This window comes from Marivita sp. (assembly GCF_048006345.1).
GTDB lineage: Bacteria > Pseudomonadota > Alphaproteobacteria > Rhodobacterales > Rhodobacteraceae > Marivita.
This window is the reverse complement of the sequence record NZ_CP180351.1, coordinates 3,033,610-3,049,291: the sequence shown is the minus strand read 5'-3', so window position 1 is coordinate 3,049,291 and position 15,682 is coordinate 3,033,610. Positions and strand designations below refer to the sequence as shown.

General features: G+C 60.3%; 13 protein-coding genes. 3 read left to right on the top strand and 10 right to left on the bottom strand.

Annotation, left to right across the window (positions count from 1 at the left end; all coding sequences use genetic code 11):
- Positions 1-7 precede the first annotated feature (7 nt).
- From ACMVPR_RS14990 to ACMVPR_RS14980, 3 genes are read left to right on the top strand one after another with little or no spacing between them, the layout of a single operon-like run.
- Entirely contained in the window at positions 8-1,027 is a 1,020-nt protein-coding gene (locus ACMVPR_RS14990) for a LacI family DNA-binding transcriptional regulator (protein WP_416883522.1), read from the top strand.
- Between the two features lies 1 nt (position 1,028).
- A complete protein-coding gene (locus ACMVPR_RS14985) occupies positions 1,029-2,195 on the top strand; it encodes a Gfo/Idh/MocA family protein (protein ID WP_416883521.1) in 1,167 nt (388 codons plus the stop codon).
- Between the two features lie 15 nt (positions 2,196-2,210).
- Positions 2,211-4,280 carry an FAD-binding protein gene (locus ACMVPR_RS14980; RefSeq protein WP_416883520.1) on the top strand — a complete coding sequence of 690 codons (2,070 nt, stop codon included), beginning with the start codon at positions 2,211-2,213 and terminating at the stop codon, positions 4,278-4,280.
- Between the two features lie 640 nt (positions 4,281-4,920).
- On the opposite strand, the gene ACMVPR_RS14975 is transcribed toward ACMVPR_RS14980, so the two are convergent.
- The 10 genes from ACMVPR_RS14975 to ACMVPR_RS14930 all read right to left on the bottom strand — a co-directional run bounded on the left by ACMVPR_RS14975 (position 4,921) and on the right by ACMVPR_RS14930 (position 15,585).
- Positions 4,921-6,096: an ABC transporter substrate-binding protein gene (locus tag ACMVPR_RS14975; RefSeq protein ID WP_416883519.1), complete on the bottom strand. Its 1,176-nt coding sequence runs from the start codon at positions 6,094-6,096 to the stop codon at positions 4,921-4,923.
- Between the two features lie 74 nt (positions 6,097-6,170).
- A complete protein-coding gene (locus ACMVPR_RS14970) occupies positions 6,171-6,980 on the bottom strand; it encodes an ABC transporter permease (protein WP_416883518.1) in 810 nt (269 codons plus the stop codon).
- 5 nt (positions 6,981-6,985) lie between these two features.
- On the bottom strand, positions 6,986-7,603 hold the full coding sequence (locus tag ACMVPR_RS14965; protein ID WP_416884666.1) for an ABC transporter ATP-binding protein: 618 nt from the start codon (positions 7,601-7,603) through the stop codon (positions 6,986-6,988).
- A 277-nt stretch (positions 7,604-7,880) separates the two neighbouring features.
- On the bottom strand, positions 7,881-8,930 hold the full coding sequence (locus tag ACMVPR_RS14960) for an alpha/beta fold hydrolase (protein ID WP_416883517.1): 1,050 nt from the start codon (positions 8,928-8,930) through the stop codon (positions 7,881-7,883).
- 125 nt (positions 8,931-9,055) lie between these two features.
- Complete coding sequence (locus ACMVPR_RS14955; protein ID WP_416883516.1) at positions 9,056-9,970, bottom strand: helix-turn-helix transcriptional regulator; 915 nt, start codon at positions 9,968-9,970, stop codon at positions 9,056-9,058.
- 374 nt (positions 9,971-10,344) lie between these two features.
- Positions 10,345-11,004, bottom strand: a complete 660-nt coding sequence (locus ACMVPR_RS14950) for an SGNH/GDSL hydrolase family protein (RefSeq protein ID WP_416883515.1) — start codon at positions 11,002-11,004, stop codon at positions 10,345-10,347.
- 25 nt (positions 11,005-11,029) lie between these two features.
- Entirely contained in the window at positions 11,030-11,968 is a 939-nt protein-coding gene (locus tag ACMVPR_RS14945) for an ABC transporter permease (RefSeq protein WP_416884665.1), read from the bottom strand.
- 2 nt (positions 11,969-11,970) lie between these two features.
- Positions 11,971-12,933 (bottom strand): ABC transporter permease, encoded by a 963-nt coding sequence (locus ACMVPR_RS14940; RefSeq protein WP_416883514.1) that lies wholly within the window; start codon positions 12,931-12,933, stop codon positions 11,971-11,973.
- A 19-nt stretch (positions 12,934-12,952) separates the two neighbouring features.
- Positions 12,953-14,428: a sugar ABC transporter ATP-binding protein gene (locus tag ACMVPR_RS14935; protein WP_416883513.1), complete on the bottom strand. Its 1,476-nt coding sequence runs from the start codon at positions 14,426-14,428 to the stop codon at positions 12,953-12,955.
- 92 nt (positions 14,429-14,520) lie between these two features.
- A complete protein-coding gene (locus ACMVPR_RS14930) occupies positions 14,521-15,585 on the bottom strand; it encodes a substrate-binding domain-containing protein (RefSeq protein WP_416883512.1) in 1,065 nt (354 codons plus the stop codon).
- Positions 15,586-15,682 lie beyond the last annotated feature (97 nt).

Sequence of the window (15,682 nt, the reverse complement as noted above, 5' to 3'; positions counted from 1 at the left end):
CCTGCACATGAAAAGCCGTCCCACCATCCTCGACGTTGCCAAACAAGCTGGTGTTTCGAAATCCACCGTCAGCCTTGTCTTGCAAGGTGCCACTTCGGTCAAGGACGAGACGCGAAAGTCCGTTCGGCGCGCGATGGCAGAAATCGGGTATGTCTATAACCGCTCCGCCGCAACCTTGCGATCGTCATCATCTGGATTGGTCGGGTTGGTCATCAACGATCTCCGAAACCCGTTCTTTACCGAATTTGCTGCGCTGTTTCAGATGGAACTGGCACAGGCCGGTTTTGCGACAGTTCTTGCCAATTCAGATGAGGATCCAAAACTGCAACGCCAGATGATTTCGTCATTGGTGGAACATGGCGTTTCAGGCTTTATCATCTCGCCAGCCTACGGCGACGAAGCCTCGACGCTGGCCGTTCTGGACGCTGCCAACACGCCGACCCTGCAAGTATTCCGTACGCTTGAACGGGAAGGGGGCACCTTTCCGCTCCTCGCGCCCGACTACCTGACCGGTGGACGCTTGGCGGCAGAACATCTGCTTGCGCAGGGCTGCAAGAAGATTGCATTTCTCGGCGGTCTTGAGGGGCGTCCCGTGACCCGCGAACGCATGGCAGGGTATCTGTCCGTCTTGAAAGAGAACGGGCAAGGCCCCCTGATCCTGACCGGGCAATCGACCCGCGCCTTTGGCAAGACCATGGCCGCACAGCTGCGCAAGGATCATCCGACGGTCGACGGTGTCATCTGCTTTAATGATCTCGTCGCACTTGGTGTCCTTGCCGCCTGCCCCGATCTTGGGATCAAGGCTGGACGCGACCTTCGGGTCGTCGGCTTTGACGACATCGAAGACGGGCAGCACAGCTACCCACCGCTGACGACCGTAAGTTGTAACATTCCTGATTTCGCCGCATCGACCGCACGACAGATCGTTGCATGGATCAATGAAGGCGTGGCGCCACCGCCGGAATCTCGCAGTCCCGTGCGACTGGTTGTGCGCGCATCGAGCCGCGATCAAACAAGAGGACACTGACATGAATGAGGTAAAGGTTGCCGTTCTTGGCGCGTCTGGTTGGATGGGCAAAACCCACACGATGGCCTATCAGTGCTTTCCTCACTTTTTTGGAACGGACGGTGGCACAGCCCGCGTCATTGCACTTGTCGAGGCGAACCCGACAGCAGCAAAAGATCTGGCGTTTCGTGCGCCGGGCGCGAAAATTCTTGGCGATTGGCAGGATGCTGTGAATGACCCCGATGTTGACCTGATCGATATCTGTTTGCCCGACAACCTGCACTATGATGTTGCCAAGGCGGCACTCCTCGCGGGCAAGCATGTCTATTGCGAGAAGCCGCTGGCGGATACAGCCGCTCAGGCCCGCGAACTGGCCGATATCGCACAGGAAAAGGGACTAATCACCCGTGTCGGTCATTCGTTCCCCCGCAACCCGATCCACGACCGCGCGAAAGAGATCATAGAAGCGGGCGAGATCGGCGAGATCAAACTGTTCAAGGCTTGCCAGCATATCGACATCTATGGTGATCCGCTGGCCCCTTACATGTGGCGTGCCGATGGCAGCCTCGCACCGACGGGAATTATCGGTGACACCGGAAGCCACGTTTTCAGTTTCATGGAGTTTCTGGTCGGCAAGTTATCTTCCCTGATCGCAGACAGTTACATCACCGCACCGAAGCGTCCCAAGATCGACGGCCTTGGGTACGGCGATGCAGCCCCCGAGATCACCGATGACACCGAGTGGGGAGAGGTCACGAACCCGGACGGCACCAACATTCTGTGTACGTTTGAAAACGGGGCCAAGGGGTTGATCGATTTCAGCCGCGTCGCCACTGGCCGCAAGTTCATGCAGACCTACGAGATCTACGGCACCAAAGGCAGCTTGGTCTATACCTTTGATGAGGTGAACCGCCTTCGGTTTTACTCCAACGATGATGCTTTGGGACGCCGCGGTTTTCGCGCGATCGACGTCGGCCCCGAGCATCCGACCTATGCCGCTTTCCTGCCGCTGCCCAACTTCGCGCTGGGCTACAATGAAGGCAAGATCATCGAGATTACCGAGGTGATCAAATCAATCACCACGCAGACCCCCATGTGGCCGACCTTCGAGAACGGTCACCACATTTGTCAGATCGTGGATGCCTGTTTGACCTCCGCTGACAAACGCGTCTGGGTCGATATTGCCTGAACCTGAGGAACAATCATGTCCCTGTCCGTCCCGCAAAACATTTTGGATGCGCTGACCGATGTGGTCATGCCACGCTTGAAGCCCGAACCACAGGTTATAGAGACGACACGGGTCGGTGACTTCGATCTGCCTGTCTATCGGACCGGCGCGTTGGTGATTGGCAGCGGCGCGGCGGGCCTTCGTGCCGCCGTTGAGATGAAACGGCGCGGCATCGATGTGACCATCATCAGCCAAAGCGCCTGGGGCGGGACGTCTGCCTGTTCCGGCTCGGACAAGCAGACCCTGCACACCGCCAATACCAAGGATCAGGGCGACAACTTTCAGGCGATGGCCGAAGCGATCCGCGCAGGTGGCGCGATGGATGAAGACACCGCCTATATAGAGGCTGTGGGCTCGGTCCGCGCGATGTCGTCTTTGCAGTACCTGGGCCTGCCTTTGCCGCAGGACCATCTTGGCGGCACGTTGCGCTACCAGACAGACCACGATGAGGTGGGCCGCGCCACGTCTTGCGGCCCTCGTACGTCGCGCTTGATGGTCAAGGTTTTGGCCGAAGAGGCAATCCGCCTTGATATCCCGTTTTTCAACCAAACAACGGCGATCAAGCTGTTAAAGGACGGGCAGGGCGTCAATGGCCTGTTGGCGATCCGCCCAAAGGAAGGGACCGACGCCAATCCATACGGATTGGCCCTTTATCCCTGTTCCGCGCTGGTTATAGCAGCCGGTGGTCCGGGCGAGATGTATCGTGACAGCGTGTTCCCCAATGGATGTTTTGGCACCTTGGGCATGGCGCTCGAGGCCGGGTTGGAATTGACCAATATCACCGAAAGCCAGTTTGGCATCAGCACCCGGCGAGAGGGGTTCCCTTGGAACCTCTCAGGCACCTACGTGCAGGTGATTCCGCATATCTATTCTGTTGATGGCGACGGCACGGAACATCATTTCCTTGCCGACTACTACCGCACCACGCAGGAAATGGCCTCGAATATCTTCCGCAAGGGGTATCAATGGCCGTTCCACGCAAGCCGTATGCTGGATTTCCAGTCGAGCCTCGTTGACCTTGCGATCTTCCGCGAAAGCCAAAAGGGCAGGCGGGTCTACATGGACTTTAACCGCAATCCGGAGGCGATTGATGCGCCCTTTAGTCTGGAGCGGCTGGATCCTGACGTCAGCATCTATCTGCGGAATGCTGGCGCGGATCAGACGCTCCCCATCGACAGATTGCGCCATATGAACCCGCTCGCGATCGAACTCTACAAGCGTTACAAAGTTGATATTTCTGCAGATCCGTTGGAATTCGCTGTCAATAACCAGCACATGAACGGTGGGATTGCGGTGGATATATGGGGCCGGACGAATGTGCCCGGCGTCTATGCTGTCGGCGAGGCTTCCGGCACACACGGTGCAACCCGACCGGGGGGATCTGCACTGAACGCAGGTCAGGTCTTTGGCACGCGGGTGGCCGAACATATAGGTGCAACAGGTAATGCGGCCTCGCCCTCGCAATCCGATATTGCCAATGCTGCAGCTCCCGCCGTGTCCGAAGTGACGCGACATCTGGACAGCGACAGCACGTTAACATGGAAGGCCATCAGGACTGACGTGCAGGCCCGCATGAGCGACCACGCCGGTATTCTGTGCACGGCCTCCGATGTCTCAAAAGCACTGGCCGATGCCCGCACCTTGAACGCTCGGATCCGCGATCACGGTATTGCTGTGCCGCGCAAGACCGAGATAGCCCGCGTGGTGCAATGGCAGCAAATGGCACTCGCATCAGAGGCCGTGCTGACTGCCCTCGATCACTACATCGCGAATGGCGGTGGCAGTCGGGGCGCCCGTGCGATTTGCGACCCACGGGGTAAATCCTTGCCGAAGTCGGTGCATGGCCCACTGCCGGAGGTACGTTTTCGTGCCGAACGCGACGCTGACAAGAACAGCCAGTTGAAACTCCGCCGTAAAGGTGCGGATTTCGTCATCACGGAAATCCCCAACCGGAGCTACGACGGCGACAAATCCTTCTTCGAGCGCGATTGGCCGGCATGGTTGACCGGGGATATCTACAGACGTGCGGCCGAAACATCATGCTAGGTTTTCCGCCAAAAGGTCAGCCGAAAAATGACACGGCCTAGTCGAACTAGCCTAAACAGTTTTTTCCAGAAGTTCTGAATGGTTCGACTTGAACCGCGCAGCGTTGCCTGGGCGGTCGGTACGTCAGCACAATCATACGCAGTCAATCGCCGCATGGATCGGGCCGACAAGCCGCGATACCGTATTCACGATCATAGCTGTCGCCGACGTGACCAACGCAAGGTTCGATACCCGCCTCTGTTTGATCCCGGCTTTCCGTCAAATCTCGTGCAAGGGTGTGCATCGCTCGCCCGGTAAGGATGAAGGCCCTGTGAGCAACCGAGAACTTAGAGGCTTTCAGTCGAGTCCGTTCTTCTCCCAGCCTCAGAAATCTAGCGGAAAGATCCGGTTTGCAGAGGGCAGATCAGTCGAAACCAGCCTGTTGAAGGTATCATTAACTATGATCTGCCCTTGGTGATGATTGAGCCATCCTTGTTCGTCGTCATGTTAGGCGTTTTGGTCACCCGCCGAGCGTCCTGGAAGGTGTACGCCCGGCGAGGCCAAGGGCACTGGTTGATCCGGGCAATAGGAGGTTGCCGCGACACTTGTTGCCCGTTTGAAATCGATAGGGGACCGGGTGCTGCTCCGGCCCCCGAGTCCATCAATTGATGGCACTGTTATAGAAATTCGCCTCCAGTTCGGCCATATCGAGAGCTGCAAGGTCGTCGGGCAGCGCATAGGCCTCGGCATCGGCCTTTACCTGATCGTGGTCAAAAGCGTTCCCTTCCGCGATGAAGTCGTTCAGCACGTAGTCGGCTGCGTTAATCTCGGTCGACAGGAGGCCGATCTCGCGTTGCACGTCGAAGAACCGCTGGAAGCCTGCGATGTCGTGTTCGCCCCAGCCAGAGCGCTGCGACAGGTCGCCCTTGAAGGTGCGGTGGATCTGCATGAGGCTTTCGGTTCCGGAGCGGGCACCAAAGCCTTCGCGGGTGGCCGGAAGCGCTTTGAAGACGATGTCGGCGGCCGCACGCGGGTTGTGATCTGCGAATTCGTGACCCATTGCCATGCCCTTCACATAGGCCTGAAGGAAGGCTCGGCGGTCGGGGTCTTCCACGTCGGCCCGGCGCACCACCTGGCTGTTCGATGGCAGCGGCGAGCCGCGCATGCCCATCCAGTAGTCGAAGGACTGGCCGTTCTTTTCCAGAAGCGCCCGCAGGCCTTCCCAGGCGAGACAGGCATCGCCTTCGCCCGCTGCAAGGGCAGCCGTCCAGTTCGGGAAGCCAGCCTCGACATAGCGCACCTTGGTCACATCGACACCGACCGCCTTCAGCATCGGATCGGCGATGGACTGCCACGCGGCCGAACCGAGCAGGACGGTCTTGCCTTCAAGACCGCGCAGATCGGTCATGCCTTCGCCCTTGCGGAAGGCGATATTGAAAAGGTCAAGGTAGCCGGTGCCGAAGATGGACACGAGGCCCATGTCGTTCTCGATGGAATTGCCGAGAATACCGGGCGCCGGGAAGCCCATGTCGGCCTGTCCGACCGAAACGAACTGCACCACCGCGGTGCCGCCCGGAGGCCCGGGTTGCAGCTCCAACTCCACCCCCAGGTCGCCGAAGTAGCCCATCGCCTGTGCGACCCAGATCGCGTAGTCGTCCATCACCTCGATCGTCCCACGGGGCGAAATCCACGTATGCTTGCCGGAATAGGGTTCGGCAGTTGCGGCGCCGGGCAGCCAGAGCCCGCTACCGATGGTGCTGGCGGTGACGACGCCGGCCCCGCTGACTTTGAGAAACTTTCTCCGGGACAGGCCCGAAATGTTGATCGGGTTCTGCATGACCCACTCCTCCACTGTTTCCGCTCTGATGGATGGAACCGGCCCGCCGAGCGGTTGGGCAAGACCGTCCCGCATCAGCTTTCCCAGCCGGCCAGTTTCTTGCCGAGCCAAGAAAAGAAGACGTAGATGCAGATCCCCATGATCGCGAGGATCAGGATCACGGCGAAGAATTCGGCGGTGCGCAGGGTCGACGAAAATGTCGTCAGCTTGCTGCCAAGGCCAAAGCCGCCGCCCGACATTTCCGCGCCGATGGCGGTGATGACCGAAAAGATCGCGCCCATCATCAGGCCGACGATGATCATTGGCATCGCCATGGGAACGCGGATCTTCGTGAAAATCTGGAACGTCGACGCTCCATAGGATCGCGCCAGCGCGATCTTGTCCTGGTCGACGCGACGAAAACCGGTGGCCGAATTGATCATCACCATCGGCCCCGCCGCCAGGGCGACCGCGATGATGCGCGGGGCATATCCAAAGCCGAAGTTGAGGATCAGAAGCGGCACCAGTGCCAGCATCGGGGTGGTGACCAGCAGCAGGATGTAGGGGGTGATGATCTTTTCCACGAAGGGAAACTGCGTGATCACCGCCGCCAGGATCATGCCGATTGACGCGCCGATGGTGTAGCCGACGGCCAGCTCGACGAGCGTGTAGCCAAGATGCGGCGCAATCTCTCCTGAATGTTCAAACAACGCAGTGACGATGGCCGACGGCGTCGGCATGACGAATTCCTTGACCTCAAAGAAGCGCAGGAGGAATTCGGCGCCTCCGATGATGACGACGGCGACGGAGAGAACGGCCAGGACCTCTGTCATGTTCTGGATCTTCGGCCCGCTGGTCAGGCCGCCCGCCATGTTGACGCCGGTGTTCTTGTCGCTCTCGCTCATGGTGCTCACTCTGCTGCAACGGCTGTGGAGGCCGAGGACGGTTGATGTTGGATTTCGGCCTTGATCTCGTTCACGAGGTCGAAGAAGGCCTTCGTTTCCATGAGCTTGAGGTTGCGCGGCCGCTCGAATGGCACTTCGAAGACGCGATGCATGCGGCCGGGCCGAGCACTCATCACGTAGACCTTGTTGGACAGGAAAACCGCTTCCTGAATGGAATGGGTGATCAGGATGATAGTCTTGCGGGTCTCTTCCCAGATTTCCTCCATCAGCAGGTTCATCTCGTCCCGCGTGAAGGCGTCGAGGGCGCCAAAGGGTTCGTCCATCAGCAGGACTTCAGGGTCGGATGCCAGCGCCCGTACGATCGATGCCCGCTGCTGCATGCCGCCCGAAAGCTCCTTGGGCATCTTCGCGCCAAAACCACCAAGGCCGACACGGTCCAGAAGGGCCGCGATCTTCTTGCGGTCGGGCGTCCTGCGCCGGATCTCGAAGGGAAACTCGATATTCTGCTGGATGGTTCGCCATGGCAGTAGGTTTGCCGACTGGAACATCATGCCGATGGCATGGTGAGGCTTCCTGATCTGGTCAGGCCCGAGGGATATGGTTCCAGCACTGAGCTGGCGCAGCCCCGCGATCGACCAAAGAAGAGTGGTCTTTCCGCAGCCTGAAGGACCGCGACGACAGAAATGAATTCGCCTTGCTCTACGGTCAGATGCACATCCTGAAGGGCACTAACCTGTCCCGTTCCAGTCTCGTACACCTTGGTGGCACCACGAACCCGCAGCGATTTCTGATCTTGTATCATTTCCGTTCGTCCTCCTCATCGTGCGCCCTCAGACATGAAGCGCCCGTTCGCGCGACGGCATTCGCGCGGTCTTTTTGGTTCGTCGGTCTGGGGTCGAGTCAGTCGGCCAGCAGCGCGGCGAGGGCGGTATCGACCTGTGCCATGTAGCCGGGTTCGAACCCGTTCAGGCCCATGTGGCCTTCCTTTGATCTGATCACGGTCAGCGTCGCCTCCGGGATCATCGCTCGATCCAGTTCGCATTCGTCCGGAGGGAAGAAAAGATCGTGATCGATCGGCATGACGCAGGTCTTGGCCGTGATCCGGCCAAGGGCTGCGGCAAGGTCGCCCCCGGCATGGCGGCCCACATCCGCGCGGCGCCACTTGTGCATTTCGCACAGCAGCACGTTCGGATCCATCGGCTCGAAATAGGCCTTCATCACGCCGTTGATGAAATCGTCGAGCGAGGACATGCCCAGCACGCTGCGCCAGCGCTCTTCCTGATAGAAGGCGCGGGACCAGCCAAGCGTCGCGACGATCCGGGCCATCCGGTCCATGCCATTGCGGACGTCGAGGCCGGAGGCATACCAGCCGCCGTTCCAGGCAGGGTCGGACATGATCGCCTCTTCCAGCGCCTGCACGAAGACCTGCTGATGCAGGGAAATGCGCGCTGTGGCGGCGATCGGCGCCGCCCGAGCGACCATGTCGGAATGGGCGACGGCCCATTCATAAACCTGCTGACCCCCCATGGAGCCGCCAACGACAAGGGCGAGTCGGTCGATGCCGAAATGCTGAGCAACGAGCCTGTGCTGGGCAGCGACATCGTCGCCGATGCTAAGATTGGGAAACTTGCTCATCCTTTGCGGTGCGGGGTTGTTCTGGGGCGACGTGGACACGCCGTCGCCCAACTGATCGGCAATGATGATGAAATACTTGCCCGGATCGAGCGCGTGGTTGGGTCCGACGTAGACATCCTCCATCACCTTTGCGGTCCCGGAGAACCATGTCGTGACAAGGATGGCATTGGATTTGTCGGCGTTGATTGTCCCGAATGTGCGGTAGGCAAGCTTGGTACTGCGCAGGGTCTCACCTGCCTCAAGGATCAGGTTGCCCAGGTCGAAAAGCTCGAACGCACCCTGGGTTGCAGCCGAATAGTGGCTGTTGTCGATCATTGGTCTCTCCTCCCTTGCCGCGCCTCTCCCGGGCGCAGCAGAACCGTCGCAATGGCTCTGTCTTGAGGAAGGAAGTTGGGAAAACCGCCCGCGTGCGATCTATCGCGAATATTCGCGATAGGGTCCTAGTGCCTGAAGTTGTCAAGCCCGGCCAGAAGGCTGACAAGCCCCGCGGTGCTCTGCGCACCCAGTTTGGCGCGAATGCTGCGCAGCTGGTGGTCGATGGTCGAAAGTGACCGGTCCCGGATCCGGGCAATCTCCTTGTAGCTCAGTCCCTGAGCGACCAAGCGGGCGATCTCGAGTTCGGAAATTGTCAGTCCGTCCAAAGCACAAATGGCATGTCGCCCGTCGTGGGGAACGCACTTGGGTCCGCGGGTGAGGACCTGTTCCGACCCCACCGTTTGCGAGATGCGCTGCGCTACTGCAATGATGGGGCTCAAGACATCCGTGACCGTTTGTTCAAAGCAATCGAACAAGCCGGACTCGCTCGGAACCTCGTGCTCCGTCCAATCCGCGCAGATCAGACCAAAGCTGTTGCCTCTTACCCGAAGCGCCGCCCCAAATTTCGATTTCGTGCGCGCTCCTGACAGCCGTTGCCGAAGCTTTGGCGTAACACGCCTGTCGTGCTTGAGATCTGCAAAAATAACAGGCCGTTGCCCGGACCACATTGCCTGCATGATCGGATCGCGGTTGTCGACAGCGCCGCACCCGAAGGATGGGACGTCATAATCCCCGTTTTTCGCCTCGGAAAAACTTGGATGGTATTCCGGAGCAGCTGCGTGGCCGAACCCGGTATCGACGCGGTGGCAGGCAAGTTCAGAACGGAGCCACATGGTGCCAATGCTCCAACACCTGTGGAGATCATCAAGGTGCAACAGCATGTGGGCAGCCAGATCCCTTGCAGGCTTGTGCCGAACCACCGGTTGATCGAGGAGTTGACTGCGAAGCTCGCGCTGCGCGCCAAGCACATCAAAGAACCCCGGCTGGTCCTCATAAACCTTGAGGTCTTCATTAACCGGCACTTCGGCAACACCTCCCATGCCGCAGCCCATCCACCCTGTCTGGCTCGGCGTTCATGCAGACTCGGCTTAGAGACAGACGCGAGCCGACGGTCGCGCGTTTATAAGCTGACAGAAAGGAAATTTCCACTTGCAACTCGTTAGTGGACCTGCGGACTCCTTTTCGCGTTTACAAAAGTGCCAAACAATCCGTCGCCGAACCGGCCGGCCTAGGTTTTAGGAAAATAGAGAGGGTCTTCTTTGGACTGATGTCAGCGCCATTTATGCGACCACCAAAGAAGACCCTGAGGAACGTGCTCAACCATTGTCCGATGGCTGGGATCCATCCGTCACCAAAATGGAGCAATGGGGCTCACGCGGCGGCAGAAGTCGCACACTCCACCCAAGACTTTCGATCACACGGCGAAGATTTGGCCCACCTTCGCGGCGATGGCCTTTCCCAAGTCGCGATTGTTGCCTTCGGTGAAGTGGATGCCATCAACGCCGTCGGTTGAAATGACCTTTCCTGCGTCGAGGAAATGCACCTTCATGAAATCTGCCAGATCGCCATAAAGCTTGCCGAACTGCGCAGATTTTTCGTGCGCACCCCCGAAGAGGGACTGGAAATAGGCATGCGGCATCGGCGTAAGTGGCGGTGGCGCGACGACCAGTACTTGCGGCGCGGGGTAGATGGTCCCCACTCCCCCGGCGGACCCGAGCACCTGTCCCACTAGCTTGGACATGCCCGCCGCGATTTCAAACGGTGTGCGGTGGAAATAGGCTTTGGTGTCGTTGGTACCGAGCATCAGGATCACGAGGTCCAACGGTAGGTGGCTGGCCAGGGCCGATGGCAGATAGGCGCTGCCATCCAGTCGCGGGTCAGTCGGGTCGGATAGCATGGTTGTCCGGGCACTCAGGCCCTCCTCGATGACAGTGAAGGCTTGACCGAGTTCCGACTGCAGAACGCCTGTCCAGCGAACGTCGGCCGGATAACGCGTCGTCGGCACCCCCTCGATCACCGGCACCCACCCCCAGGTCAGGGAGTCTCCGAAGCACATGATACGTTTTTCAGTCATAGTCGGGATCCTTTTGTGAATGAGGTCAGGTTTTCCTGGCGTTGAGGCCGTAGAAGATTGCCGCCAGAAGGATGATGAGACCGCGTGCGATCTGCTTGCCCGGCTCGGGCACGCCGAAGCTTGTCATCACGACGAAAAGGAACGCAAAGCAGAGCACGCCGAAGAAGGGCCCCCAGACACCGCCGTCGCCCCGCCCGAACACGACGCCGCCAAGGATCGTCGCCGCGACCGCATCGATTGGCATTTCGAGACCCAACCGCAGGCTGCCGACGGCAACCGACGACGACTGCACAATTGCGGCAACCCCCGCGAAGAAGCCCGCAAGGACATGCGCCGTGAGCACGGTGCGTTCAACGGGGACACCCGAGAAATGCGAGGCGGTCGGGTTCTCGCCCACCGCCATCACGAAGCGGCCAAAGACGAAGCGCGACAGGAATACCGCCATCATCGCCGTCAGGATGATCCAGAGCACGACCGGCAACGGAACCGGGCCCCACTTAATCTTGTAGACCTCGTTCATCAGGGCTGGCATGTTACCCGGCGGCTTGCCGCTGGCGAGAAATTGGACAAAGCCAGTGATGATGACCGTCACGGCAAGCGTTGCGATCACTGCAGACACCCGGCGCTTTGCCACCAGGTAACCGTTAAAGAGCCCCACGAGGCACCCGATCCCAAGCGACAAGACGAGAACGAGGGAGAGGGGTAGATCTCCCAGCATGCCGGACGCGATCAGGTAATTGACCAGCAAGAGCACCCCGGCCCCGGACAGGTCGATGGACCGGACCCGCATGACCAGGAGTTGTCCCAGGACGAGAATCCCGAGTGGTGCCACCTGGCGGATGAAGACGCCAAGCACGTTGGCATTCATCATCTGCGGTTTCGCGATCCACAGGGTCGCAATCAACACCACGAAGACAAAGTATGCTGGCGGCACCCGCAGCGCGGAACGGAACAGGTTTGTCATCGTCACAGCCCCATCCGGTTGCGCGACTGCAACGCCACGACCAGGAGCAGGATGACCCCCTTGATGGCGCCTTGAAGGAAGGCCGAAAGGTTCGCCAGGTTCATTCCGTTGGAGAGGAGCGACATCAGGACTGCTCCGAGGATTGTGCCGTGCAGGCTCCCGATCCCTCCCGAAAGCTGGGTCCCGCCAATCGCGACAGCGGTGATGGAGTCGAGTGCGAATTGCGAGCCGACGCCCGGGTCGCCGGAGGCGATACGGCCCGCGATGAAGACGCCGGCAAGCGCCGCAAAGAGAGCACTGAGAACATAGGCCACGATGATGTTGCGGTGTTCGGACAGGCCGAAGTTGTGGGCCGTGTCGCCCTGCCCCGAGGCGACGCCACCACCGATGGCAAAAAGATGCAGCCCGAAGCGTGACCCGTGAAGGATCTTCCACGCGACCGCCAGAACAACGAGGGCCCAAATCATCGGGGCTGGGATCCCCAGAGCCGAACCGGTGACCATGTCGACCACGATTTGGGGGACAGAGCCGCCCGCCACGGGCCGAAACAGCTGGGCGATGCCCAGCACTATGAATTGCATCGACAAGGTCGCGATGATCGGATGGACATTCAGCTTGACGATGGCAATGCCGTTCACAACTCCGACGCTTGCGGCGGCCACGAAGACCAGCGGGATCAGCACAAGGGGCGAGCCGTCCAGCGCGAGGATCGCGGTCGTCATGCTCATGACCGAGCCGACCGAGAGGTCCATGCCCGCCAGCACAATGACGATCATCTGCCCGATCGCGACGATGATGAGCGGCATCGCCTGGGCCAGCAGGTTTGACGCATTCTGCGGGGTCGCGAAATCGTCCGTCGTGACCACAAGGATCAGCGTGGTCAGGAGGATGACAAGCAGCGCAGCCCACCAGTTTCCGTGCCTGGAGTTCTTGCCTGCGATACGGTGGATCAGTCGACTTTGCATGCGGTCTTTCTCCGGTCCATCAAGAGTTCAGGGCGGCGTCAAGGATGGCGTGCTCGGTCGCATCGGCGCCGCGCATCTCGCGCACGATCTTGCGGTCGTGAACGACCAGCAGCCGGTCACAGAGTCCGATCAGCTCGACGGTCTCGCGCGACAGAAGGAGGATCGCCTTTCCCTGTCCGGCAAGCGCCCGGAGCAGTCGGTAAATCTCGGCCTTGGCCCCGATGTCGACGCCGCGCGTCGGTTCCTCGACGATCAGAACATCCATGTCCGAGGCAAGGTAGCGGCCAAGAAGCACCTTCTGCTGATTGCCGCCGGACAGGGCGCCGACCGCCATGTCGGGGCTTTGGGCCTTCACGTTCAGGTCGTTCATGATCTGGCGGGTCAACTCCCGGAACCGGGTCGCCGGGCGGAACGCCGCCCGCGCGGCCTGGCGCGTGATCACGACGTTCTCGTGGATGGACGCGCCAAGAAGCAGACCTTCCTCCTTGCGGTCCTCGGGCACGAAACCGACGCGAAGCCTTTGCATCAGGCGAATGCCGGCTTGTTGGTCCATCGGGACCTTGATGGCCTGCCCCCCGACGACGACCTCGCCCGCGACGGCAAAGCATTGCCCGACCATGGCTCGGGCCATCTCTCCCTGTCCCTGACCCTCTAGGCCGGCTAAGCCGACGATTTCCCCCGCTTGAAGATCGAAGCTGATCGGTTCGGACCCGCTGGCCAGCGTCAGGTTGCGGCAAGAGAGCAAGATCGGCCCGGTCTCGCCGGTTCGGGGCGGAAAGAGGTCGGATAGCTCGCGTCCGACCATCAATGAGATCAAGCCCTCCGGTGTAAGCTCGTCCAAGGGTCTGGTCGCGACATGCCTGCCGTCCTTCATGACGGTAACGTCGTCACAGATGTTGAAGATCTCGTCCATCCGGTGAGAGATGTAGATGATTGCCTTGCCTGCGGCCTTCAGATTGGCGATTTGCCGGTTCAGGATATCCACGTCAGCAGCGTTCAGCGCGGCCGTCGGTTCGTCCAGAATGAAGACCTGGGCGTCTGCCTTGATCCCGTGGGCGATTTCCACGAATTGCCGCTCCGCGATGCTCAGGTTGGACACGAGCGTCCGCGGGTCGAGGGTCAGACTTAGCTCGGACAGGGCCGCGCGGGTGCGTTCCGTCATCTGCCGACGGTCGGGCTGACCGAAGCGGCCGACAGGCTCCTTGCCCAGGAACATGTTCTCGGCGATCGACAGGTTGGGCAGCAGCGACAGCTCCTGAAAGACCGTTGAGACACCCGCAGCCAATGCGTCGCGTGGATTGGCAAAGGCGACCTTTCTTCCGGCAATCGCGATTTCCCCGCGATCGGGCTGATGGACACCGGCGAGCATCTTCATCAGCGTCGACTTCCCGGCTCCGTTCTCGCCCATCAGCGCGTGGACACGGCCAGGCCTGACCGCGAAGGTCACGTCGTTGACGGCGATCGTCGGACCAAAGGACTTCGACACGCCGGTCATGGAAACAGCGGATTGCATCAGGGCCTCCCACGGGATTGAAAAGTAGCTCTCGCGGGGCGAACCCGCGAGAGCACCGTCTGACAGGGAGGATGTCAGTTGCCGTAGAGCGACTGGAGCGTCTCTTCCGGCAATTCCGTCGGCCACCAGACGTTGGCGGACAGGTCGGAACGGTAGTATTGCGCCGCCTTCGCGGCGTCCCAGCCTTCGGGTTCGTAGATGTAGTGCTTGTGGAGCGCTTCACCTTCAAGGAGCGCCACGGCCGCCCGCACGCCGGCAGCAGCTTGCGATGGGCTATATTCCGCGACGATCGACGGATAGCCCATTTCAAGCCACTGGCCGAAGAAGCCGTTGTTGCCTTCGCCGGTGATCGGCGGGATCGGCGCACCGAATTCCGTTAGCACGTCCACACAGGCACGGGTCATGTCGGCGCCGGAGGACCAGATGCCGTCTACGTCCGAGTCGTTCAGGTAGAATGTCTCGCAAAGGCTCTTGCCCAGATCATAGACCCAGCTGCCGTAATCCTCCTGCGTGATCTGGATGTTCGTGCCTTCGAGCGACTGCATCAGGCCGTTGTAGCGGTTGATGTCCTCGGGGTGGGATGGCAGGCCGCGCAGCACCCAGATCTTGCCTTCGCCGCCCAACTGGTCGACCAGGAAGTCACCCATGACGCGCCCGAAATTCTCGGCGCCGCCCTGGATTTCCACGGTGAAATTCTGGTTCTCGGTGCGCCCCGTATGCACCACGACGGGGATGCCCGCGTCGATAGCCTTCTGGATGCCCGCATCAGCAGAAGTTGGCGTCACCGGCATGACGATCAGCACGTCCGGGCTCTGTGCGATCAGATCCTCTATGTCGGCAATCTGCTTGGCTTGGTCGAAGTTGGCGTCGAGCATGATGAAATTGGCGATACGTTCGTCGCCATCGGCCACGCCTTGCGCTTCATGCGCGGTCTGGACCGTCCAGGTGTTCGCGTTCACCCCGAAATGGCTCATCGCGATGGTCCATGGGCCGTCCTTCTGGAAAGCGCCCGCCTCGACAACGCTATTGTCGTCGGGTCGCGGCTCCACGCCGTTCATCAGGTTCACGTTCTGCGCCATTGCGGACGTGCCCAGAAGCAGCGTGACGAAGGTCGCTGCGGCAGTGCGTTTGGTGGTCATGTCGGGTCTCCTCCCATTGATGTTTCGCGTCCATTGGTGCCGGGCGATGGGCAGGTGACCATGCTGATGGCGGCCCCGATCATGGCGTCCCGGGTCG

Coding starts and splice junctions, on each gene's coding strand:
- ACMVPR_RS14955 (WP_416883516.1), bottom strand. CDS start 9,970: ATGGGAGGTGTTGCCGAAGTGCCGGTTAATGAAGACCTCAAGGTTTAT.
- ACMVPR_RS14950 (WP_416883515.1), bottom strand. CDS start 11,004: ATGACTGAAAAACGTATCATGTGCTTCGGAGACTCCCTGACCTGGGGG.
- ACMVPR_RS14935 (WP_416883513.1), bottom strand. CDS start 14,428: ATGACCGGCGTGTCGAAGTCCTTTGGTCCGACGATCGCCGTCAACGAC.
- ACMVPR_RS14940 (WP_416883514.1), bottom strand. CDS start 12,933: ATGCAAAGTCGACTGATCCACCGTATCGCAGGCAAGAACTCCAGGCAC.
- ACMVPR_RS14930 (WP_416883512.1), bottom strand. CDS start 15,585: ATGACCACCAAACGCACTGCCGCAGCGACCTTCGTCACGCTGCTTCTG.
- ACMVPR_RS14985 (WP_416883521.1), top strand. CDS start 1,029: ATGAATGAGGTAAAGGTTGCCGTTCTTGGCGCGTCTGGTTGGATGGGC.
- ACMVPR_RS14980 (WP_416883520.1), top strand. CDS start 2,211: ATGTCCCTGTCCGTCCCGCAAAACATTTTGGATGCGCTGACCGATGTG.
- ACMVPR_RS14970 (WP_416883518.1), bottom strand. CDS start 6,980: ATGAGCGAGAGCGACAAGAACACCGGCGTCAACATGGCGGGCGGCCTG.
- ACMVPR_RS14960 (WP_416883517.1), bottom strand. CDS start 8,930: ATGATCGACAACAGCCACTATTCGGCTGCAACCCAGGGTGCGTTCGAG.
- ACMVPR_RS14945 (WP_416884665.1), bottom strand. CDS start 11,968: ATGACAAACCTGTTCCGTTCCGCGCTGCGGGTGCCGCCAGCATACTTT.
- ACMVPR_RS14975 (WP_416883519.1), bottom strand. CDS start 6,096: ATGCAGAACCCGATCAACATTTCGGGCCTGTCCCGGAGAAAGTTTCTC.
- ACMVPR_RS14990 (WP_416883522.1), top strand. CDS start 8: ATGAAAAGCCGTCCCACCATCCTCGACGTTGCCAAACAAGCTGGTGTT.